Origin of the sequence: Candidatus Nanopelagicus limnes, assembly GCF_002287885.2 — a bacterium.
In the GTDB taxonomy this organism is placed as follows: Bacteria; Actinomycetota; Actinomycetes; order Nanopelagicales; family Nanopelagicaceae; genus Nanopelagicus; species Nanopelagicus limnae.
The window spans coordinates 1,123,152-1,145,370 of record NZ_CP016768.2; the positions used below are offsets into that span (position 1 = coordinate 1,123,152).

A 22,219-nucleotide genomic window follows, 5' to 3' on the forward strand; every position below is an offset into this window, starting at 1 on the left:
ATAACTTGAAAACCAATCGAATAGGCGTTGCATATGGCGTAAGTGCCTATGTGATTTGGGGATCTCTTCCAATTTATTGGCGATGGCTAGATCGTGCTTCAGCTTATGAAATTATGGCCAACCGAGGTATTTGGTCGCTGGTGGTCTGCTTGTTTTTTCTTGCCTTTCAAAAACAATTGCGATCTACTTTTAAATTGATTAGAAATGTAAAGACTTTTTTTATTCTTTTAACCTCTTCATTCTTACTAACTTTGAACTGGGGAATATACATTTGGGCGGTATCTGTAGATCGAGTAGTTGAAGCATCTCTTGGCTATTACATGACACCGTTAGTTGTCGTTTGTTTTGGCGTCCTGGTTTTAAAAGAGAAATTACGCTTTGTACAAAAACTTTCTTTAAGTTTTGCAGGAGTCGGAGTAAGCATTTTGACTATAGCTTTTGGACAGTTGCCGCTTGTGGCATTTGGTTTGGCCCTAAGTTGGGGAACCTACTCGCTAATAAAGAAGAGACTTGATGCTGGATCTTTAGAAACTTTGTCTATCGAGATGATTTTTGCACTTATCCCAAGTGCAACTTATATGTTCTACTTAATGAGCAGGAATGAAGCTCAATATGGATCTGAGCTTTGGTTCTCGTTAATACTTATGACCTCTGGCTTAGTAACCGTAATTCCACTTCTAATGTTTAACTCCGCCGCAACTAGCCTGCCATTAACAATTACTGGTTTATTGGGCTACATCAACCCAACAATTATGTTTTTGGTAGGGTTTATAGTTTTTCATGAACCGCTAACTTTTTCTAAAATCTTTGGATTTATATTTATCTGGACCGCACTGATTTTATTGGGAATTGATATGTATCGATCAGGTAGATCGGTTAACCAAAGCAAAAGTTAAGTTATTCAAAGCCTCTTTTGCAGCTCCTGCAGGGAGATCAATTAGCAAATCATTTGCTTCAGTTGCAACTTTACTTAGGTAGTCTTGAACTTTCTTTAAAGCTTTATGCTTTCTAAGTTCTGAAATGACACTCGGTAAATCTTCATCAGTAATTGGCTTATTCAATTTATTGATCAAATCCTTATCGGCTGGATCATTATCAGCCATTACAAAAAGAGTTACTAAAGTAGGAATTCCTTCTTTAAGATCTGTGCCAGGAGTTTTTCCAGAGGCAGTTTCATTGCTTGCGATGTCTAATAAATCATCTGCTACTTGAAATGCCACACCAATTTTTTCGCCAAATTTAGTTAACGTTTCAACAACAGTTGGCGATGCTCCTGAAAGAAGTGCACCAAAACGAGCACTTGTTGCAATCAAAGATCCGGTTTTATCGGCAACCACTTTCATGTAGTGATCTATTTGTGAGAGCCCCTCGCTTTTGCCTTGAGTTTCCTTTATTTGACCAATAACTAAACGCTCAAAAGTTTTTGCTTGTAACTTAACTGCTTCAGGTCCGATATCAGCCAACATGTCAGACACTTTAGAAAATAAATAATCTCCGGTCAGAATTGCTACTGCGTTATTCCATTTCTTATTAGCGCTAATTACGCCACGTCGCAAAACTGCATCATCCATTACATCGTCGTGATACAAAGTAGCCAGGTGAGTTAATTCGCAACAAACAGCCGCTTTAATAATGTCATAATTGGTTGGATCACCAAATTGCGCTGAAATTAAAGTTAATAAAGGTCTAAGTCGTTTGCCGCCAGCTTCAACCAGATGCCTAGAGGTCTCAACAACGAGCGGGTAATCCCCTTGAATATGTGATCGCATTAAATCTTCGACTTTTTTCATGTCTGCGATTAATGATGCTTCCAGCTGTTTATCTAGATTAGGAATACCTACTTGATTCATTTATTTGATAAAAGTAGAGAAGTTTTCGGCGACATTAAGTAATAGCGAAGGTGCTAATCCCAGAACTGCAGATATCGCAGTTGCAACCGTGATTGAAATTCTGCTCTTTACACTTGGAATGATTACTGAAACAGAATCATTTACTGGATCAGTAAAGAACACCATGATTATTACTCGAATGTAGAAGAAGGCGGCAATGGCGCTAGCTAGTACGCCAGTAACAACTAGGGCAATATTTCCTGATTGATATGCGGCTGAGAAAATTGCAAACTTGCCAATAAATCCAGAGGTAAGCGGAATTCCAGCAAAACTTAGTAGCAAGAAAGCAAAGACTGCGCCAACTACAGGAGATTTCTTACCCAAGCCAATCCATCGATTTAAATCTGTGACTTCACCTGATGAGTCTCGAACCAACCCTATAATTCCAAAAGCAGCCAATGTAGTTAGTCCATATGCCATTAGGTAAAACAATGAAGCGGCTAAGCCATCTTTATTCAAAGCTACAACACCTGAAAGTAAGAAGCCAGCATGAGCTATTGATGAATATGCCAACATTCTTTTTACATCGCGTTGCGCAATTGCAACTACTGAACCTAGCAACATGGTTAATATGGCAATTACTGTAATTATTGGACGCCATAAAGTTTCCACTTCAGCGAAACCAATATAGAAAATTCTTAAGATTGCGCCAAAGGCGGCTACTTTTGTGCAAGCTGCCATAAAAGCAGTAATTGGCGTTGGCGCTCCTTGGTATACATCAGGAGTCCAAGAGTGGAACGGAACCGCGCTTATTTTAAATAACAATCCAACTGATACAAAGACAATACCAATTAACAAAAATACTTCATTGGCACTTCCAGCTGCAGCGCTTATGCCAACTAGTGAAATTGTGCCAGCGTAGCCATACAGGAATGCTGCGCCGAACAAGAAGAAAGCCGACGCGTATGCGCCTAATAAAAAGTACTTAAGGGCAGCCTCTTGTGAGAGCAAGCGTTTACGTCTGCTTAATCCTGCAAGTAAGTAAAGAGGCAGCGAGAAAACCTCTAGAGCAACAAATAAAGTAATCAAGTCAGTTGCTACTGGAAATAGCATCATGCCTGCTACGGCAAATAGGAAGAGTGGGAAAATCTCAGTTTGTTGATTATTTTGCTGCAACGCAATGGCTTCCTCATTGGAGCCAGGAATTGCAGAAGCTTGGGCTGTGAAATTATCTTGATCAGCTATTAGCAATACTGCAATCAGCGCCAAAATAACTACTGTTGCTTGTAAAAAGATTCCTGCTTTATCAATTGTCACTGAATTAACTGCTGCAGTGGTTGATGAAAGGTCTCGAATTCGCCACAGCTGAAGTAAAGATAAAAGTAAAGCCCCAACGCTAACTGTTAGTTGAACAGCAGCCCGGTGCGTTTTCCCCATGAAAGCTTCAATTAAAACTCCGATTACAGCAGCTGCAAAAACTATCAACATAGGTGATAGGAGCATGTAACCAAGTGATGGCGCGGTTAACATTATTTATTCACCTCCGCAACTGGATCAGTGAAGCCAGCATTTGCAACGATTTTCTCTGAAGTTGGATTTATCAAATCTAAAACTGGTTTTGGATAAAAGCCCATGACTACGATAACTGCAATTACTGGCGCAATTGCAATTTTTTCGCGAAGGTTTAAATCTTTTAGATTTTCATTACCCTCAGTTGTTGGACCATGTAAAGTTTTTTGGATAGGAATCAAGATATACAACGCTGCTAGAACTATTCCTAAAGTTCCAATGACAGCTGCCACGGGATATCTTGTATAGGTTCCAACTAGAACTAAGAATTCGCTAACAAAGCTTGATAAACCTGGCAATGCCAAACCCGACATACCAGCAATAAAGAAGCTCCATGCCATTACTGGTGTGACTCTCTGCAATCCACCAAAATCAGAAATCGTTGAAGATTTTCTACGTGCCATCATCCAACCTGCAACCAAAAATAGAGCGGCGGTCGAAAATCCATGATTTACCATATATAGATTAGCGCCTGACATTCCTTGTGATGTCATTGCAAAGATACCCATTGTTATAAAACCAAAGTGCGAGATAGAAGTGAATGCAATTAATCCTTTAATATCTTTTTGGCCAATTGCCATGAATGCACCATAAATTATTGAAATAACTGCCAGGGTAATAATTAGTGGAGTAAAAGTCTTGCTTGCATCAGGGAATAAAGCTAGGCAAAATCTGATCATTCCGTATGTGCCAACTTTGTCTAATACTCCAAGTAGTAATACAGATGTTCCTGGGGTGGCAGATTTAGCAGCATCTGGTAGCCAGGTGTGAAATGGCCACAGTGGCGCTTTGATTGCAAATGCTATGAAAAATCCTAAGAATAAAAAGTTTTCAGTTTGATTATCTATCTCAAGTGTTGCTAATTGTGTTAGATCAAATGTTGCACCAATTTGGTTTCCTGAGATTACATAAATTCCAATTATTGAAGCCAGCATTAGTAGTCCGCCAAATAAGCTGTAAAGAAGGAATTTAATAGCCGCAGCAGATCTATTTCCTGTGCCATAACCACCGATTAAGAAATAAACTGGAATCAGCATTGCCTCGAAGAAAACGTAAAATAAAAACAGATCAGTGGCAGCGAATACGCCGATCATCATCGTCTCTAAAATCAAGATCAAAACGTAGAAAGTTTTAACTCCCCAACGCCCACCTTCAGACTCATTCCAGGTTGCTAATACAACTATTGGAACCAAAATTGTTGATAGCAGGATTAAAACTAGAGATATTCCATCTACGCCAACAGCAAAATTTATATTAAAGGCTGATATCCAGGAGTTACTTTGCACATATTGCATCGTTGTTACTGATTTATCAAAGCCTAGGGCCAAGAATATTGAGCCAATTGCGACCAAGGTGGTTACTACAAATACATACTTTTTAATTAATTCTGAATTCTTGCTCGGTAAGAAGTAGATTAGTCCAGCACCTAGCAGCGGTAGTGCTCCAATTAAAGTTAATAAACTCACGCTGTCACCGCCCAAATAGTTGCGATCAGTGCCAAGGCACCGATAACCATCAGTAGCGCGTAACTTCTAACATAACCATTTTGCAGGGTTCGTAATTTATTACCAGTTGATATTGAAACACTGCCAACTGCTCTAACTAAACCATCAATAAATAGGTAATCAATGTTTAATAGATTTCTTACTAAAGATTGTCCAGGACGCATTAAAGTTGCCTCGTTGAAATCATCCTGGAATAAATCTCGTCGAGCTGCTTTAGTTAACATCGAAACTTTTTCTGGAGCCTTATCTAATTGATCACCACGATATTTGAGTACTGCAATTGAGATGCCAATTGCTACAACCGCTAATGTCATTAGCGAGACAACAATTGGTGGTAGTAACTCTTTATGATGTTCCTTTAATGGATTAACAACTGGTTCTAGCCAATGAACTAATGATTCTCCTCGAGACAAAAGGTAACCAGAGCCCACTGATCCCACAGAGAGTAATCCGATTGGTATCAACATCAGGGCTGGGCTTTCATGAGGCTCATCTTTATGGCCCCATCTTTCATTTCCGAAGAAAGTTAAAATCACAACACGAGTCATATAGAAAGCGGTGATCATTGCACCCAAAAGAGTGGCTAGTCCCAAAGCTAAACCTTTAATACCACCTTCATTAAATGCGGTTTCAATGATTTTATCTTTTGAATAAAAGCCTGCGAATGGTGGAACTCCGATGATGGCCAAATATCCCAAACCAAAAGTTAATGCTGTTATCGGCATAAACTTTCCAATACCGCCATATTTGCGCATGTTCACTTCATCCTTCATGCCATGCATAACCGATCCGGCACCTAAAAACATACTTGCCTTGAAGAAACCGTGAGTTAATAAATGCATGATTGCAAATGCATATCCAATTGGGCCTAACCCAGTTGCTAAAATCATGTAACCAATTTGAGACATCGTAGAAGCTGCTAATGCTTTTTTAATATCATCTTTTGCTGTACCAATAATTGCGCCGAATAGAAGTGTTATTCCACCAATGATTAAAACCATTAGTTGTGCAACAGGAGCTTCATCAAATACAAAATTAGATCTAGTAATCAAATAAACGCCAGCAGTTACCATCGTTGCAGCGTGGATCAAAGCTGAAACTGGAGTTGGGCCTGCCATTGCATCTCCTAGCCAAGATTGCAATGGGAATTGTGCTGATTTTCCGCAAGCAGCAAGCAAAAGCATTAAGCCAATAGCAGTTAACTGCGTAGAGGATGCTTGATCAACATTTTCCTTCATTCCAGCGAATGAAACATCACCAAAGGTTGCAAAGGCAATCATTATTGCAAGTGATAGTCCAACATCGCCAACTCGATTCGCAACAAAAGCTTTTTTCGCCGCGGTTGCATAAGCTGGTTTTTGATTCCAGAATCCGATTAACAAATAGGAAGCTAATCCCACGCCTTCCCATCCAACATACAAATTCAAATAAGAATCACCTAAAACTAGAAGCAGCATTGACGCAATAAACAAATTCAAATATGCAAAAAATCTGCGTCGATCAAGATCATGTGACATATAAGCAATTGAATAAACGTGAATCAGCGTGCCAACACCTGTAATCAAAAGAACAAAGCAAATTGATAATTGGTCTAAAAGAAGTGAGGCATCGACATTAAAGGAGCCGACCGATATCCAGGTAAATAATTTTTGAGTTACTGCTCTGCTTTCCTCTGGCCGACCTTGCATTGCGAAAAACTCAACTACTCCGATTGTGAAGGTTGAGGCAGAAACAATGGTGCCCATGATGTGGCCCCATGAATTAGCCCGTTTTCCAGCTAACAATAAAATTGCAGAGCTAAATAAAGGTAGTGCAATTAGCCAAAGTAAATTCTCAGACGTCTGCATTCTTTATCTCTTCAACAAACTTGCATCATCAACTGATGCAGAACGCCTAGAGCGGTAAATCGTCACAATGATTGCCAATCCCACAACCACTTCACATGCTGCGACAACCATTGTGAAGAAAGCAACTACCTGTCCCTCTAAATTACTGTTGATTCTTGCAAAAGTAACAAATGCCAAATTTGCTGCATTCAACATAAGCTCGATACACATAAAGACAACGATTGAATTCCGACGAACTACTACGCCAATTGCACCAATCGTAAATAAAATCGCGGAGAGGTAGAGATAATTAGCAATTGCCATTACTTCTCCTCCTCTTCTTCACTCTTCATTTGGAAAGTTGCGCTTTCTATCATGTCGCCTCGCGCCTGTAAGACATTAGAGATTGAAGTTGGTGCAGCCTTTCCAGTTGGCAGTAACGCTGGAACATCTACTGCATTATGCAGTGCATAAACGCCAGCAGCAGGTAATCCGGCAGCATCATTGAGATTATCTTTTCTAAATCTTGCAATTGAAAGATCTCGTTGAGCAAATTTAGATTTACTCTTTTGGCTATGTCCTAAAACCATTGCACCTAATGCTGCCGTTATAAGTAATGCCGAAACTACTTCAAATGCGAAGACGTATCTTGTAAATAACTGCTCAGCAATTCCAAATGCATTTCCTTCTGCGTTTGCTACAGAAAGTCCATAGATAGGACGACCAAATGTTGCTCTTCCAATCAGAGTTACCAATAATCCACCAAAACCAATTGCTGCCACTATGGAAACTGGACGAAGCCCTGGAATATTTTCTTCCAATGAATCTGAAGTATCGACACCAACTAACATCAAGATAAAAAGGAATAACATCATTACCGCACCGGTGTAAACAACTATTTGAACAATTCCTAAAAAGAGTGCATCTTGAGCGATATAGAAAATCGCCAATGAAATCATTACCCAGGCTAATAAAAGAGCTGAGTGGACAGCTTTCTTAACTAACAACATTCCTAATGCGGCAATAACTGAAAGCGGGGCTAGAAAATAAAATAAATAAGATTCTGGCGCTGCAGTAGTGCCAATATCTAATGCAAAACTAATCATCTTTTGCCACACCTTGTGATGGGTGAGAGCCTGTTACTTCGCCTCGATAATAATTTCCGTCATCAGTATTTGGGTACATTGGATGTGGTGGTGGAACCATCCCAGCACGTAGTGGGCCTAACAGATCATCTTTTTCAAATATTAATTTACCTCGAGTGCTATCAGCTAACTCATACTCATTTGTCATCGTCAACGCTCGAGTAGGACAGGCTTCAATGCAAAGGCCACAGAAGATGCATCTTAAATAATTTATTTGATAAACCTTGCCATATCGCTCACCAGGTGAGAATTGTTCACCCTCTTTATTGTCAGCACCCTCAACATAAATTGCATCTGCTGGACATGCCCAAGCACATAGCTCACAACCAATGCATTTTTCTAATCCATCTGGGTGACGATTTAGTTGATGCCGACCATGAAATCGCTCTGCCGTTGGCTCTTTAACCTCTGGATATTGAACTGTATTAACTTTTTTAAACATTGTTTTAAAAGTTACCCAAAAGCCCAAGAGTTGTTTTGGCAGGCTTGCACTTGAATGATCTGTAATTGGTGCCTTTGATTGATCAGCTTTTGCTAAACCAAACTCTTCGTGACGAGGCAATAATTCATCAGCCATTTAATTGCTCCGCTCTAGAGGTAGGTATCGCTGGTACTGGAAAACTTGGTTGAGTGGTATCAATAATCTTTGCTGCTTCAGCAAGCTTAGTTTTTTGACGATCAATCAAAGATGTTACGGCTAAGTACAACAGAGCAACTGTGAATACAAAGGCGAATATCAATGCTTGTGGGGCGTTTTGTTGAGACATTACACGTAAAGTTGCCACGACTAAAATCCATACAAGTGAAAACGGAATTAACACTTTCCAACCAAACTTCATAAATTGGTCATACCGAAGTCGTGGCAGAGTTCCTCGTAGCCACACAAATACGAAGAAGAAAGCTAGTACCTTCACAAAGAACCAAACTAAAGTAAACCAACCACCAAGCCATTGTTCAGTGAATCCAAGACCAGGAAGTGCTCTATATCCACCAAGGAATAAGGTCGTTGCAAGTGCTGAAACTGCAATGATATTTACATATTCAGATAAGAAAAATAGTGCGAACTTAAGGGATGAGTATTCGGTATGGAATCCACCAACTAATTCACCTTCTGCTTCTGCCAAATCGAAAGGTGCGCGATTTGTTTCTCCAACCATTGAAATTGCATAAATAACAAATGATGGGAATAAAACAACTGCATACCACCACTGATCTTGCGCGGCGACAATTTCTGAGGTTGACATTGATCCGGCATAAATAAACACCGCAACAAGTGATAGACCCATTGCAACTTCATATGAAATAACTTGAGCTGAAGAGCGAAGCCCACCTAATAATGGATAGGTAGATCCAGATGACCAACCTGCCAACACAATTCCATAAACTCCAACTGAAGCAATCGCTAGTACATAAAGCACGCCAACTGATAGATCTGTTAATTGCATGGCAGTTTGTTGGCCAAAGAAGTTAACAGGACCTGTCATTGGAATTACAGCAAATGCCATGAAACATGCAGTTGTGCTAATAATTGGCGCAATGACAAACACAATTCGATCAGCAGCCTTTGGAATTAAATCTTCTTTCAAGGCTAGCTTTACGCCATCGACTAAAGCTTGCAGTAAACCAAACTTACCTACTCTGTTAGGTCCACTTCGCTGTTGCATTCTTGCAACAATTCTTCGCTCGCCCCAAACAGACATAATGGTTAGAAAAACGCATGCAGCAAAAATAATTAATCCCTTAAGTGCAATTATCCAACCTGGGTCTTGGCTAATTAACTGTGCATTAGTCATGCTTTAGCCACCTTAACAATTGAATTACTTACTACTCCTAAATTTCTAATCAGCTGGCTGTTTACTGAGTTTCTTGGTACCCAGACTGTCGATTCTTCAATATCTGCAATTACACAAGGCAACGTTACTGCGCCATAATTATTTGAAACTCTGACTAAATCATTTTCTTTAACTCCAAGAGAATTAGCTCGAGACTTGCTAATTACAACAATTGAACCGCGAGCAGTTCCAGCTAAGTTCTCTTCGCCATCCTGCAAAGAACCCTTATCTAACAAGTTTCGCCAAGAAGAGAGTACTGCTTCATCAGAGTTAACAGATTTAGTGGAAATCGCTGCAGCCGACTTCATCTCTGGCTTAGCTCCATCCCAACTTCCTAACGACTCTAATTCAACTCTTGCAGACTTTACGGTTGGCAGATTTATTGATTTACCCATCTCATCAGCTAGCATCGAAAGAATTCTTACATCGCTACGATTAAGTGATTGTTCTACTGCAGCTTCGAAATTTCTAACCTTTCCTTGCCAGTCCATAAATGAACCACTCTTTTCAACAACTGCTGCAACTGGTAGCACCACTGATGCAATTTCAGTGATGTCACTCTGGCGAATTTCTAGTGAAACGACAAACTTCTTTGAAAGCTTCAACTTTGCATCAGGTGAAATATCCATTGGATCAACGCCGCCTATTACAACTGCTTGCAAATCTGAATTAATAATTTCCTGTGTATTCAACCCTGTTGCAGTTGGAAGTGAATTAACTGCCCATGCAGTTGCGATATCAACTCTTGCAGCAGCTTCACTAACTAATCGATTACCTGGTAATGAATTTGGCATAGCTCCTGCTGCAATGGCGCCACGTTCACCAGCACGTCTAGGTACCCAACCTAATTTTGCACCGCTGTCTTTTACCAATTTTGCAACAGCAGAAAGTGCACCCTGGGTTTCAGCAGCTCGCTCTCCGACTAATACAACTGACTTACCTGTTAAACCAGTAATTGAATTTATTGCTGCGACTTCATTTCCTGGCGCAGTTTTAATCAAATTAGCATTTAATTTTTCACTACCTCTGCTTGCTAGGGATGCTATTGAAGTTACTTTAATAGCCCGCTTATGAACTTGCTTGTAAATTCTTAAAAATACAATTGGAGATTCATCTTCTGGCTCAAAATTAATCAACACAACATGATCAGCATTATCAATATCTTTATATGTTGCATTTGTTGCAACAGCGCTTAAGAAATCCATCTCTTCATCACTATGTAAGCGGGAACGAAAATCTATATTGTTTGTTCCAAGAGTTATTCGAGCAAATTTACTATAACCATAAGCATCTTCAACGGTTGCTCTTCCGCCAACTAATACGCCAGCACGTGCATCTTTTAATCCTGCTGCAGCAGCAGCTAAAGCGTCTGGCCAAGATGCCTCTTGCAATTGTCCATTGGAATCTCTAATCAATGGAGTTGTAATTCTATTTTTTGCTACCTCATACTTGAAAGCCCAGCGACCTTTATCGCAATTCCACTCTTCATTTACTGTCGCATCTTCACCGGCTAGTCGACGTAGTGTTTTTCCTCGTCTTACATCGGTTCGCATCGCACATCCTGATGCACAGTGTTCGCATGCAGAATCTGTAGAAACTAAATCAAATGGTCTAGCCCTGAATCGGTATGAAGTTCCAGTTAACGCACCCACTGGGCAAATCTGTACCGTATTTCCAGAGTAGTAAGAATCAAATGGTTCATCTTCATAAATGCCAACTTGTTGTAGTGCGCCTCGTTCATTTAATGTAATAAATGGATCACCAGCAATTTGTTCTGAAAATCTAGTACATCGTGCGCAAAGTACACATCGCTCACGATCTAACAAAACCTGAGATGATATCGCAACAGGTTTTTCAAATGTTCGCTTTACTCCTTCAAATCTTGATTCACTACGTCCATTAGACATCGCCTGATTTTGTAAAGGACACTCTCCGCCTTTATCGCAGACTGGGCAATCAAGTGGATGATTAATTAACAACAACTCCATAACACCTTTTTGCGCTTTATCAGCTACAGGTGAAGTTAATTGAGTCTTAACTACCATCCCGTTCTCAACTGGAATTGTGCAAGATGCCTGTGGTTTTGGAAATGCTCGACCATTAATTTCGATATCCACTAAACACTGGCGACATGCTCCAGCTGGTGCAAGCAGTGGGTGATCACAAAATCTTGGAATTTGAATACCTAATTTTTCAGCAGCGCGAATAACTAATGTTCCTTTTGGGACCGTTACTTCAAAACCATCGATTACGCAGGTAATCATCTCAACGGCTTGCTCTGTGCTTAGTTCTTGAATACTCACTTCACACCTGCACTATCAAATAAAGTTGCAGCCATCGGATCAAATGGACAAGCACCTGCTGATAAGTGATCTAAATACTCTTGGCGGAAATATTTAAGTGAAGAAATAATTGGGCTTGCTGCTCCATCTGCAAGTGCGCAGAAAGATCGACCCATAATGTTGTCGCAAAGATCTAGGAGTTTATCTAAGTCAGCCTCACTGCCTTTTCCTGCTTCTAAATCTTTAAGCACTTGAACTAACCACCAGGTACCTTCACGACAAGGTGTGCACTTACCGCAAGATTCATGTTTATAAAATTCAGTCCAACGCAGTACTGCTCGGACAATACAAGTGGTTTCATCAAAAATTTGTAATGCTTTTGTTCCTAGCATTGAGCCAGCAGCTGCCACACCTTCATAATCAAGTGGAACATCTAAATGCGCATCAGTAAAAATCGGAGTAGAAGATCCACCCGGTGTCCAAAACTTTAACTTGTGGCCAGTTCGAACTCCGCCAGAAATCTCTAACAATTGGCGCAATGTAATTCCAAGTGGTGCTTCAAACTGACCTGGGTTATTAACATGACCAGACAAAGAATAAAGTGTGAATCCCTTACTTTTTTCAGTTCCCATCGATGTAAACCAGGCAACACCTTGATTAACAATGGCTGGCACAGAGGCAACTGATTCAACATTGTTAACTACAGTTGGCTTTGCATAAAGGCCCGCGATTGCTGGAAATGGTGGGCGCAATCTTGGTTGTCCTCTAAATCCTTCAAGTGAATCAAGCAGCGCAGTCTCTTCACCGCAAATATAAGCACCGGCGCCAACATGTAATACCAGCTCTAGATCAAATCCTTTTCCTAATATGTTCTTACCAAGTAAACCTGCTTTATAAGCATCTTCAATTGCTTGTTGAACTCTTCTAACAACATGAGTTACTTCGCCACGAATATAAATAAAAGCGTAATTTGCTCTAATTGCATATGAGCCAATAATTACTCCTTCAATTAAAACGTGAGGATTAGCCATCATTAGTGGAGTGTCTTTACAAGTGCCCGGCTCTGATTCATCTGCATTAACTACAAAGTAATGATCCTTGTTATCACCTTGTGGAATGAAGCCCCATTTACTTCCCGTTGGAAAACCTGCGCCACCTCGTCCACGCAATCCAGAATCTTTAACTAATTGAATAACTTCATCAGGTTTCATTGCTAACGCTTTAGCAACTGCTGTGTAGCCACCAGTTCGTTTATATCCATCAATAGTGAATGAATCTGCTTGATCCCAATTTGCAGAAAGGACCGGCGTTAATTTACTCATGCGCCACCTTTTGCTTTCTTTAAGCCAAGCAATGTTGGCTCTCCTGCTTGTAATCCTTCATTTGCAAGACCATCAGAAATTCCAGCAAGGACTGCTGAATTTTGTTTCCAACTTCTTAAAGTTTTTGGACCGCGGGTTGGTGCTGGCGGATTACCCGCTCTTGCGCCATCAACTAAATCTTTGACTGATTGCACAGTTTGATTGTCATAAAACTCCCAATTGACCATAACGACTGGGGCATAATCACAAGCTGCGTTGCACTCAATATGTTCTACTGAAACTTTTCCGTCAGATGTAACACCATCATTTTCAATTGCTAGATGCTCTTTAACTGCATCAAATATTAGATCTCCACCCATCACCGCACATAAAGTATTGGTGCAGATTCCAACATGGTATTCACCAACTGGTTTTGATTTATATTGTGTATAAAAGGTTGAAACCGCAGTTACTTCAGCAGTTGCAAGATCTAACTTCTGACCAATTAACTCAATGCCTTCATTAGTTACGTAACCATCAATTGACTGCACATAATGCAATAACGGCATGATTGCTGAACGCTTTCTTGGATACCTGGCGATAATTGAATCCATAATTGAAATCTGCTCTGAGGTAAATGCCATTAGCGATCCACCCCGCCCATAACTGGATCAATTGATGCAACCGCTGCAATTACATCTGCCATCTGTCCGCCTTCACACATTGCGGCAGTTGATTGCAGATTATTAAATGAAGGATCACGGAAGTGAACTCGATACGGCCTAGTGCCACCATCTGAAACTAAATTAACTCCAAGTTCACCACGTGGTGATTCAATTGCTGTGTAAACCTGACCGGCTGGAACTCTAAAGCCTTCAGTTACTAACTTAAAGTGGTGAATCAAAGCTTCCATTGATTCACCCATAATTTCTCTAATGTGATTTAGTGAGTTGCCCATTCCATCAGCGCCAACTGATAATTGAGATGGCCAGGCAATTTTTTTATCAGCAACCATCACAGGTTGATTCTCTAATTTTTCTAATTTTGTGACGCACTGTTCAATAATTCTTAAGGATTGCTCTAGCTCTTGCATTCTGATTAAGAATCGTCCATAAACATCGCAGGTATCAGTAGTTGGAATATCAAACTCATAATTTTCATATCCACAATATGGTTGTGCTTTGCGCAAGTCCCAGGCAAGTCCGGTTGAACGGAGCACTGGGCCTGTAATTCCTAATGTTGTGCAACCTGCTAAATCTAAGTAACCAACTCCTTGAGTTCGCTTAAGCCAAATTGAGTTTCCAACCAATAACTTTTGATTATCTTTAAAGTTATGTCTTAGGTCTTTAACGGTTTCGCGAATTTTCTTAAGAGCACCCTCTGGTAAATCTTGCGCCACACCACCTGGACGGATGTAGGCCATATTCATTCTTAGCCCTGAAAGTAATTCAAATACATCTAAAACCTTTTCGCGCTCTCTAAAGGCGAAAATCATTGGTGATAAAGCGCCAAGCTCTAGTGCTCCAGTTCCAAGTGCAACCATGTGTGAGGAGATTCGATTGAACTCCATCATCATCACTCGAATTACTGTTGCCCGCTCTGGCACATCATTTGTAATTCCTAAAAGTTTTTCAACGCCTAAGCAATATGCAGTTTCATTAAATATCGGTGAAAGGTAATCCATTCTGGTTACAAAAGTTACGCCTTGAGTCCAATTTCTAAACTCAGTATTTTTCTCAATTCCAGTATGTAAATAACCAATGCCACATCGAGTTTCAGTAACTGTTTCACCCTCTAACTCCAGAATTAAACGCAGCACACCGTGAGTTGAAGGATGTTGTGGTCCCATGTTTAAAACAACGCGCTCTTCTTTAGTTGCACCAATTTCAGTTACTAAAGAATCCCAATCGCCACCAGTAACGGAATAAACCCGTCCTTCAGTGGTTTCTTGAGAGGAAGCGTATGGATCAGTAAATGTTGTCATTTGTAGCTCCGGCGTTGTGAAGGAGCAGGGACTGTTGCGCCTTTATATTCAATTTCAATTCCGCCAAGTGGATAATCTTTTCGTTGTGGAAAACCTGCCCAATCATCTGGCATTAAAATTCGAGTTAACCCAGGGTGATTATCAAAAATAATTCCAAACATGTCATATGTTTCACGTTCGTGCCAATTTGCACCCGCCCAAACATCTACTACTGAAGGAATGTGTGGATCTTTCTCGGAAACACAAACCTCTAATCTAATTCTTTGGTTTCGAGTAATTGATAACAATGAATAAACTGCATGTAATTCACGTGTGGTTTCCTCTGGAAAATGAATACCATTAACTCCGACACACATTTCAAAACGAAGTTGATCGCGCAAGATTTTTGCTACATCTACTAATCGCGCAGCCTTAATAAATAATGTCAGCTCGCCACGATCTACAACCGCCTTCTCAATTGCATCACTAAATAGTGGATAGGCCCGCTCTAAATCATCTGCTACTTGATCAAAATATCCACCATATGGCCGCTGTGTAGAGGCAATAACTGTTGCAGAATTAACTAGCCCACCAAACCCTGATGTGTCTCCACTTCCTTTGCCGCCAAACATTCCATTCTCACTCATGCCATTAGCCCTTTTAATTGATGAGTTGGTTTCGCAGCGAGCGCAGCAGCCTCTACCTCTTTAATAATCTTTTCTCGGTTTGGACCTAGTTTTTCATTTCCAATTTGCTCATGAAGTTTCAAGATTGCATCCATCAACATCTCTGGTCTTGGTGGGCAACCAGGTAGATAAATATCAACTGGAATTATGTGGTCAACACCTTGCACAATTGCATAGTTGTTAAACATTCCACCGGAAGAAGCACAAGCACCCATGGCAATTGTCCACTTAGGGGCTGCCATTTGATCATAAATTTGTCGAACTACTGGCGCCATTTTGTTACTAACTCGTCCAGCCACAATCATTAAATCTGCCTGCCGTGGGGATGCGCGGAAAACTTCCATTCCGAATCTGGCTAAGTCATATCTACCAGCACCAGCGGCCATCATTTCAATCGCACAACAAGCTAAGCCAAATGTTGCTGGCCATAACGAGTTCTTGCGCATGTAACCGGCAAGTTTTTCAACTGTGGTTAATAAAAATCCACTTGGTAACTTCTCTTCTAAGCCCACGACTAATCCCATTCCAATCCACCGCGGCGCCAAACATAGGCATATGCGACAAAGACGGTGGCAATAAATAATCCCATTTCAACTAATCCAAAAACTCCCAACTGATCAAAGGCAACTGCCCATGGGTATAAAAAGACAATTTCAATATCAAAAACAATAAAGAGCATTGCGGTTAAGAAATATTTAATAGGAAATCTTCCACCACCAGCAGCTTGCGGGGAAGGTTGAATTCCACACTCATAGGCATCAGACTTTGCGCGGTTGTAACGTTTTGGACCGGTAAGTGCGGCAGCTGCTACGGAGAAAATCGCAAAACCAAAGCCAATTGCCCCAATCACCAGGATCGGTACATAGGGATTGAATGAGAGATTCATACGGTCAAATCTTATTGTTAGCCGGCAGTGGCTTTTGCCACTTACGCCTTATACCCAATGTGAACTGCGACAATTCCGAAGGTTAGGTCCTGCCAGGCTACAGATTTCCACCCATTTTGTTCTAATACCAAGGCTAGCCCTGCCTGATCTGGCCATGCCCGGATCGATTCAGCTAGATAGATATATGCCTGCGGATTCTTGCTAATTTTTCTAGCGATTATCGGAAGTGCTTTCATTAAATAATTTAAGTAAATTAATTTGAAGAATTTATTTACTGGATGCGAGAACTCAGCAACCACAATTTTGCCACCAGGCTTTGTTACTCGAAGCGCCTCTTTAAGAGCGGTTGAAGTATTGCTGGTATTGCGCAACCCAAATGAAATTGTCGTTACATCAAATGAGTTTTCATCAAATGGAAGTTTTAAAGCATCACCTTGCACAAATTTAATATCCTTATGTTGCTTCCTGCCTTGTGAGAGCATTCCTTCAGAAAAATCCAAAGCAATTACTTCAGCACCCATATCAACTAACGGGCGAGATGATGAGCCGGTTCCGGCTGCAATATCTAATACTTTCATTCCAGATTTAGGCGCAATGATTGAGGTCACACTCTTTCGCCATGCCTTGGTTCGACCTAAGCTAAGAAGATCATTTAAGAAGTCGTAGCGACTAGCCACATCATCAAACATTTTTGAAACATCATCTGGATCTTTATTCATATTTGCGCGGACCACACCCCTATTCTCTTAGGAGTAGGCTTTACATACAAATCCAGCAAATAGATAGGCTTGAAAATAAACATGGCAGTTTTAATAACTACTGAGGTCTTAGGTGAGATTTCAGTATTAACCTCGGTTGAAAACCAATCCGAATTAACAGCTGCCTGGATTAGAAGCGGTGATGGATTAATTGGTTTTGGCGAGTATAAAAAAATTGAAATTTCTGGAAGTGATCGATTTAAGCAGGCACGAACTTGGTGGAATAGCCAACTATCTGATTTTAAAATTCAAAACAATGTTCACGGTAGCGGCACTGGGCCGGTCCTTTTTACTTCATTTTCATTTGATTCAGATGAAAAATCAGTATTGATAATCCCTGAAATTATTTTAGGTAGAAAAAATGGAAAATCTTGGGTTACTTGGATTGGCCAAGGACGACAACCTGATTTTTCAAAGGTAGGCAATGCCCAAGCTAGTGGTGAAATAAGTTGGAGTGATGGTTCAATCTCAGAGGATGAATGGCGTAATCAAGTTGGTTTTGCGGTGAAAGCAATAAAGGAGAATAAGTTAGAAAAGGTTGTATTAGCCAGGGATCAAGTAGCCACCTCAACTACACAGATAAATTCTCGTAGCTTGTTGCAACGGTTAGAGATTGAATACCCATCAACTTGGCTATTTTTAGTAGATGGTTTAGTAGGTGCAACACCTGAACTATTAGTTAGATTGAGTAAATCATTAGTCACCTCAAGAGTTCTAGCTGGCACCATTAGAAAAACAGGAAATGAAGATCGTGATCTGGCATTAGCAGCTTCACTAGCAAAATCTTCAAAAGATTTAGAAGAGCATGAGTATGCAGTTAGATCTGTCGCAGACGCGCTTGAACCTTTTTGCTCCTCGACTAATGTTCCAGAATCCCCATTTGTCTTGCACCTATCTAACGTTATGCACTTAGCAACTGATGTAACTGGAGTTTTAAATGACAGCGCAAAACAGGCAGATGTTTTCACCTTAGTTGAACAACTGCACCCTTCGGCCGCCGTTTGTGGAACTCCGACTGATCTTGCTAATAATTTAATCACAGAGCTTGAGCAAATGAATAGGCAGCGCTATGCCGGTCCAGTTGGTTGGATCGATGCAAATGGAGATGGCGAAATTGCTATTGCACTCAGATGTGGTTTGTTATCACAAGATAAGAAATCAATCAGAATATTTGCAGGTTGTGGAATTGTTGCTGGCTCAGATCCAGCAAATGAGTTTGCCGAAAGTCAGGCTAAATTAATGCCAATGCGCACCGCACTTGAAACTATTTGAGTAACTTCTTTTAATTTTTCTGCATTAGATTGCCTGGTTGGCACCTTAACAATTACTACCTCTAGACCTTTAACCTCTTTATGTAACCCACTTTGTAGTTCAGCCATGTCACTTACGCTGCTTACTGAGACATTAAAACCAGCACATACCTTTGCTAAATCTAAATTATGTGGTGTACCAAATAACTGATCAAAATTATCTACTCCTGCTTGAGGCAAAGTTGAGAAGATAGCTCCACCATTATTATCGATTACATATATCCGAATGTTCTCACTGGCTGAGTTAGTAAGAGCTGAAATGTCATGAAGAAAAGTTAAGTCTCCTAAAATTGCGAAAGTGTTCTGAAACTCTCGAGCAATTCCAAATATTGTTGAGATATTCCCATCAATTCCAGCAAGACCGCGGTTTGCAAAGACTTCTATGCCACTGCGTGGGTGACAAAATGCTTCTACATCTCGAACTGGTCGAGAAGAGCCAACAAATAATGCGCTCTGATCAGGTATTGATTCACAGATAGAAATGATTGCTAATTGTTCACTCCACTGAATCGATGCAATTTCACCAGCTGCAATATCTGAAACCTTTTCCCAAATTGCTACATCACTCTTGCTACTTTTAACTTGAGCAGGAAGGGTTGGTAGAAGTAAATTTCCCTCTCGCTTACTATCAATCTCTGAAATTCTTGGATCAATTACTATCAAATTTTTAGCAGATTTAATGAAGTTGTTTGTACTCCTAGACAAGGTAGTCCTACCAATAACAACCACATTTTCTGGAACTAGACTTTCCAATATTTTTTGATCACTTAGAAGCAAGCTGGTATGTGCAATCGCCTTTGGAAATGAAAGTGGATCTTCAGAAATTATTGGCCAATTAAGTTTTGCTGCAAAATCATTTATTTCATTTACCGTATATCCACCACGATCATGGCCGATTACTAGAACACCTTCACCAACTTCAATACTTCCACTAACAATGTTTAAATATGTATTTGGAACAACTTTTAAACCAGAGAGCCAATCAGATTTTTCTTGACTGATTAGTGGTTCATCAAATTGCACATTTAAATGAATTGGGCCAGATTTAAGCAAGGCTTTTAAATCGATTTCAGATGCAATGTCATGAGTTTTTATCCCTGGGAAAATATTTAATTGATTTGTTGTTTGATTCGCACCAGTTTTTCTCAATCTGCTTGGCCTGTCAGCGGTAATTATTAACAATTTATTATCGCTATGTAGTGCTTCAAGTGCGGCTGGGTGAAAGTTTGCCGCTGCAGTGCCACTTGTACAAATAACGGCCACATAATTATTGCTCGCTTTAGAAACTCCCAAGGCAAAAAAAGCGGCACCGCGTTCATCAATTTTTACATGTAAATCAATAATTTGTTTACTTGCCGCTTCACCTAAAGCAATTAGAAATGGGGCGTTCCTTGAGCCAGGTGATACAACAAAATCACTTACGCCAACTTCGATTAATTGGCGAAGCAAGGAGTGAGCTAACTTAGTTGAATTACTCAAATCAGCCCCCTATCGAATATTTCATTTACTCTATCCTGCCACCAAATTACCCTCGTTGGATCTGCTTTAAATTGCTCGATTAAATCAGGAGTTATTTTCCTATGCTTAATAAATCCACCTTTGGCAATCAACGGCTTACTTGTTACATCTCCTTCTAACAAAGAAACTGTTCCTAAACCACATGCACCATACAAATTTGGTACTACCGATGCCAATGCAACTCCGTGAGATATTCCTACGCTGCTCTCTAATGCACTTGAAATTACAACTGGTAAATTGATCTTTTCAATAATCTCAAGCGCTGCGCTAATTCCACCAGAGGGTGCCCATTTAATGATTGCAATGTCTGCAACCTCTTTAATTTTGGTTAGATCAGAGCCTAAAAACTTTCTAATCGACTCATCTACTGCAATTTTTAGCTTTACCTTCCCACGCAAAGATTTTATATCCCCTAAATCAATACAAGGTTGCTCTACATAATCTATTTGCCCAGGGAACTCATTTTCATAGTTTGCCAGATTTGCAACAGCTTCTTCTAGTTGCCAACCACCGTTTACGTCTAATCTAAATTTAGCTTTTGGTATGACTCTTAATACTTCTTGCAAAATCAGGTGATCATTTAGAAAATCATTAATTTTTATCTTTACAGTTGTGCAGCCCTGAAAGCCTTTAAGTATTGAAGATACATCTTCAGCCTTTACATTAGGCAATGTTGCATTTACTTCTATCACTTCTCTAATTGGCTTTGGTGCTGGCTTGGTTGCTGCCTCAATTGCAGCTTTTAACCAGATTGCTGATTCGTTAGCGCTGTATTCAAGAAATGGAGAAAATTCACTCCAGCCTTCAGGGCCTTGGAAAAGTGCAATCTCGCGATGTTTGATTGCGCGGAAATCATTTTTTACTGGAATTGAAACTACTTTAAGTTCAAACGGGAACATAAATTAAGGTCGTTTAGGAAATTTTTTAAAGTTTGGTTCTCGTTTTTCTTGGTAGGCGTTTCTACCTTCTTGACCTTCCTCTGTTAAATAAAACAACATAGTTGCATCCCCTGCTAGTTGCTGCACACCAGCTAAGCCATCATCGGCGGCATTTAATCCTGCTTTAAGTAAGCGAAGCGCGAGTGGAGAATGACGCAACATTTCTCTGGCCCAAGAAACTGTTTCGGCCTCTAGTTCTTTAATTGGCACAACAGCATTCACAAGACCCATATCTAATGCTTCTTGCGCATCGTATTGACGACACAAAAACCAAATCTCGCGTGCTTTCTTTTGCCCAACATGAGCGGCCAATAACCCAGCACCATATCCGCCATCAAATGATCCAACCATCGGACCCGTTTGACCAAATTTTGCATTATCTGCAGCAATTGTTAAATCACAGACAACATGTAACACATGTCCACCGCCAATAGCCCAGCCAGCTACCATCGCAACAACTGGTTTAGGGGTTCGGCGAATCTGAACTTGTAAATCTAAAACATTTAGTCGGCCAATTCCTTTTTTACTTAGCTCATCATCGCCGAGGTAGCCATCATTGCCTCTGACATTTATATCTCCACCGGAACAAAAAGCTTCATCGCCTTCGCCGGTGAAAATAATCACTCCGACTTGATCGTTATCGCGAGCTAAATCAAAAGCTTTAGCTAATTCAAATAATGTTTGTGGGCGAAATGCATTTCTAACCTCGGGACGATTAATCGTAATTTTCGCCATACCTTCAGAAACTTGGTATTTAATATCTACAAAATTTTCTCCGCCAACGCCGGTTTGCCAATTAGGAATCGTGCGTTCGCCTGGTTGACGCTTAATTGGCTTACTCAAGAGCTGCTCCTAAAGTTTTATTCGGATT

At 40.4% G+C, this 22,219-nt stretch carries 21 protein-coding genes; 2 read left to right on the plus strand and 19 right to left on the minus strand.

Annotated features, from left to right (window positions below):
* Positions 1-5 precede the first annotated feature (5 nt).
* Complete coding sequence (rarD, locus tag B1s21122_RS05785) at positions 6-896, plus strand: EamA family transporter RarD (protein ID WP_095680210.1); 891 nt, start codon at positions 6-8, stop codon at positions 894-896.
* Here rarD and B1s21122_RS05790 read toward each other — a convergent pair.
* From B1s21122_RS05790 to B1s21122_RS05865, 16 genes are read right to left on the minus strand one after another with little or no spacing between them, the layout of a single operon-like run.
* Positions 864-1,850 (minus strand): polyprenyl synthetase family protein, encoded by a 987-nt coding sequence (locus tag B1s21122_RS05790; RefSeq protein WP_095680209.1) that lies wholly within the window; start codon positions 1,848-1,850, stop codon positions 864-866. The two genes, rarD and B1s21122_RS05790, sit on opposite strands and share 33 nt — an antisense overlap.
* On the minus strand, positions 1,851-3,359 hold the full coding sequence (gene nuoN, locus B1s21122_RS05795) for an NADH-quinone oxidoreductase subunit NuoN (protein WP_095680208.1): 1,509 nt from the start codon (positions 3,357-3,359) through the stop codon (positions 1,851-1,853). It abuts the gene before it with no gap.
* Positions 3,359-4,864, minus strand: a complete 1,506-nt coding sequence (locus B1s21122_RS05800; RefSeq protein ID WP_095680207.1) for an NADH-quinone oxidoreductase subunit M — start codon at positions 4,862-4,864, stop codon at positions 3,359-3,361. Before B1s21122_RS05800 ends, nuoN begins: the two co-directional genes overlap by 1 nt.
* Positions 4,861-6,750, minus strand: coding sequence for an NADH-quinone oxidoreductase subunit L (nuoL, locus tag B1s21122_RS05805; protein ID WP_095680206.1), 1,890 nt, complete (start codon positions 6,748-6,750; stop codon positions 4,861-4,863). Before nuoL ends, B1s21122_RS05800 begins: the two co-directional genes overlap by 4 nt.
* 3 nt (positions 6,751-6,753) lie before the next feature.
* On the minus strand, positions 6,754-7,053 hold the full coding sequence (nuoK, locus tag B1s21122_RS05810) for an NADH-quinone oxidoreductase subunit NuoK (RefSeq protein WP_095680205.1): 300 nt from the start codon (positions 7,051-7,053) through the stop codon (positions 6,754-6,756).
* Positions 7,053-7,835 (minus strand): NADH-quinone oxidoreductase subunit J, encoded by a 783-nt coding sequence (locus B1s21122_RS05815; protein ID WP_095681223.1) that lies wholly within the window; start codon positions 7,833-7,835, stop codon positions 7,053-7,055. The genes nuoK and B1s21122_RS05815 overlap by 1 nt, the downstream gene beginning before the upstream one ends.
* Positions 7,828-8,451, minus strand: a complete 624-nt coding sequence (gene nuoI, locus B1s21122_RS05820) for an NADH-quinone oxidoreductase subunit NuoI (protein ID WP_095680204.1) — start codon at positions 8,449-8,451, stop codon at positions 7,828-7,830. The genes B1s21122_RS05815 and nuoI overlap by 8 nt, the downstream gene beginning before the upstream one ends.
* Positions 8,444-9,667: an NADH-quinone oxidoreductase subunit NuoH gene (nuoH, locus tag B1s21122_RS05825; RefSeq protein ID WP_095680203.1), complete on the minus strand. Its 1,224-nt coding sequence runs from the start codon at positions 9,665-9,667 to the stop codon at positions 8,444-8,446. The genes nuoI and nuoH overlap by 8 nt, the downstream gene beginning before the upstream one ends.
* Entirely contained in the window at positions 9,664-12,009 is a 2,346-nt protein-coding gene (locus tag B1s21122_RS05830) for an NADH-quinone oxidoreductase subunit G (RefSeq protein ID WP_095680202.1), read from the minus strand. Before B1s21122_RS05830 ends, nuoH begins: the two co-directional genes overlap by 4 nt.
* On the minus strand, positions 12,006-13,310 hold the full coding sequence (gene nuoF, locus B1s21122_RS05835) for an NADH-quinone oxidoreductase subunit NuoF (protein ID WP_095680201.1): 1,305 nt from the start codon (positions 13,308-13,310) through the stop codon (positions 12,006-12,008). Before nuoF ends, B1s21122_RS05830 begins: the two co-directional genes overlap by 4 nt.
* Positions 13,307-13,933, minus strand: a complete 627-nt coding sequence (gene nuoE, locus B1s21122_RS05840; protein ID WP_095680200.1) for an NADH-quinone oxidoreductase subunit NuoE — start codon at positions 13,931-13,933, stop codon at positions 13,307-13,309. Before nuoE ends, nuoF begins: the two co-directional genes overlap by 4 nt.
* A complete protein-coding gene (locus B1s21122_RS05845) occupies positions 13,933-15,273 on the minus strand; it encodes an NADH-quinone oxidoreductase subunit D (protein ID WP_095680199.1) in 1,341 nt (446 codons plus the stop codon). Before B1s21122_RS05845 ends, nuoE begins: the two co-directional genes overlap by 1 nt.
* A complete protein-coding gene (locus B1s21122_RS05850) occupies positions 15,270-15,899 on the minus strand; it encodes an NADH-quinone oxidoreductase subunit C (protein ID WP_095680198.1) in 630 nt (209 codons plus the stop codon). The genes B1s21122_RS05845 and B1s21122_RS05850 overlap by 4 nt, the downstream gene beginning before the upstream one ends.
* On the minus strand, positions 15,896-16,450 hold the full coding sequence (locus tag B1s21122_RS05855; RefSeq protein WP_095681222.1) for a NuoB/complex I 20 kDa subunit family protein: 555 nt from the start codon (positions 16,448-16,450) through the stop codon (positions 15,896-15,898). The genes B1s21122_RS05850 and B1s21122_RS05855 overlap by 4 nt, the downstream gene beginning before the upstream one ends.
* A 2-nt stretch (positions 16,451-16,452) precedes the next feature.
* Complete coding sequence (locus tag B1s21122_RS05860) at positions 16,453-16,824, minus strand: NADH-quinone oxidoreductase subunit A (RefSeq protein WP_095680197.1); 372 nt, start codon at positions 16,822-16,824, stop codon at positions 16,453-16,455.
* Between the two features lie 41 nt (positions 16,825-16,865).
* Positions 16,866-17,558, minus strand: a complete 693-nt coding sequence (locus tag B1s21122_RS05865) for a demethylmenaquinone methyltransferase (RefSeq protein ID WP_095680196.1) — start codon at positions 17,556-17,558, stop codon at positions 16,866-16,868.
* 66 nt (positions 17,559-17,624) lie between these two features.
* On the opposite strand from B1s21122_RS05865, the gene B1s21122_RS05870 reads away from it, so the two are divergent.
* Positions 17,625-18,854 carry an isochorismate synthase gene (locus B1s21122_RS05870; protein WP_095680195.1) on the plus strand — a complete coding sequence of 410 codons (1,230 nt, stop codon included), beginning with the start codon at positions 17,625-17,627 and terminating at the stop codon, positions 18,852-18,854.
* On the opposite strand, the gene menD is transcribed toward B1s21122_RS05870, so the two are convergent.
* The 3 genes from menD to menB are packed head-to-tail and all read right to left on the minus strand — an operon-like array spanning position 18,809 to position 22,152.
* Positions 18,809-20,371 carry a 2-succinyl-5-enolpyruvyl-6-hydroxy-3-cyclohexene-1-carboxylic-acid synthase gene (menD, locus tag B1s21122_RS05875; RefSeq protein ID WP_095680194.1) on the minus strand — a complete coding sequence of 521 codons (1,563 nt, stop codon included), beginning with the start codon at positions 20,369-20,371 and terminating at the stop codon, positions 18,809-18,811. The genes B1s21122_RS05870 and menD overlap by 46 nt on opposite strands.
* Positions 20,368-21,309 (minus strand): o-succinylbenzoate synthase, encoded by a 942-nt coding sequence (locus B1s21122_RS05880; protein ID WP_095680193.1) that lies wholly within the window; start codon positions 21,307-21,309, stop codon positions 20,368-20,370. Before B1s21122_RS05880 ends, menD begins: the two co-directional genes overlap by 4 nt.
* Positions 21,310-21,312: 3 nt before the next feature.
* Positions 21,313-22,152, minus strand: coding sequence for a 1,4-dihydroxy-2-naphthoyl-CoA synthase (menB, locus tag B1s21122_RS05885; protein WP_420021996.1), 840 nt, complete (start codon positions 22,150-22,152; stop codon positions 21,313-21,315).
* Positions 22,153-22,219: the final 67 nt, after the last annotated feature.

Coding starts and splice junctions, on each gene's coding strand:
- B1s21122_RS05790 (WP_095680209.1), bottom strand. CDS start 1,850: ATGAATCAAGTAGGTATTCCTAATCTAGATAAACAGCTGGAAGCATCA.
- nuoN (WP_095680208.1), bottom strand. CDS start 3,359: ATGTTAACCGCGCCATCACTTGGTTACATGCTCCTATCACCTATGTTG.
- nuoL (WP_095680206.1), bottom strand. CDS start 6,750: ATGCAGACGTCTGAGAATTTACTTTGGCTAATTGCACTACCTTTATTT.
- nuoK (WP_095680205.1), bottom strand. CDS start 7,053: ATGGCAATTGCTAATTATCTCTACCTCTCCGCGATTTTATTTACGATT.
- B1s21122_RS05815 (WP_095681223.1), bottom strand. CDS start 7,835: ATGATTAGTTTTGCATTAGATATTGGCACTACTGCAGCGCCAGAATCT.
- nuoI (WP_095680204.1), bottom strand. CDS start 8,451: ATGGCTGATGAATTATTGCCTCGTCACGAAGAGTTTGGTTTAGCAAAA.
- nuoH (WP_095680203.1), bottom strand. CDS start 9,667: ATGACTAATGCACAGTTAATTAGCCAAGACCCAGGTTGGATAATTGCA.
- nuoF (WP_095680201.1), bottom strand. CDS start 13,310: ATGAGTAAATTAACGCCGGTCCTTTCTGCAAATTGGGATCAAGCAGAT.
- nuoE (WP_095680200.1), bottom strand. CDS start 13,933: ATGGCATTTACCTCAGAGCAGATTTCAATTATGGATTCAATTATCGCC.
- B1s21122_RS05845 (WP_095680199.1), bottom strand. CDS start 15,273: ATGACAACATTTACTGATCCATACGCTTCCTCTCAAGAAACCACTGAA.
- B1s21122_RS05850 (WP_095680198.1), bottom strand. CDS start 15,899: ATGAGTGAGAATGGAATGTTTGGCGGCAAAGGAAGTGGAGACACATCA.
- B1s21122_RS05860 (WP_095680197.1), bottom strand. CDS start 16,824: ATGAATCTCTCATTCAATCCCTATGTACCGATCCTGGTGATTGGGGCA.
- B1s21122_RS05870 (WP_095680195.1), top strand. CDS start 17,625: ATGGCAGTTTTAATAACTACTGAGGTCTTAGGTGAGATTTCAGTATTA.
- B1s21122_RS05880 (WP_095680193.1), bottom strand. CDS start 21,309: ATGTTCCCGTTTGAACTTAAAGTAGTTTCAATTCCAGTAAAAAATGAT.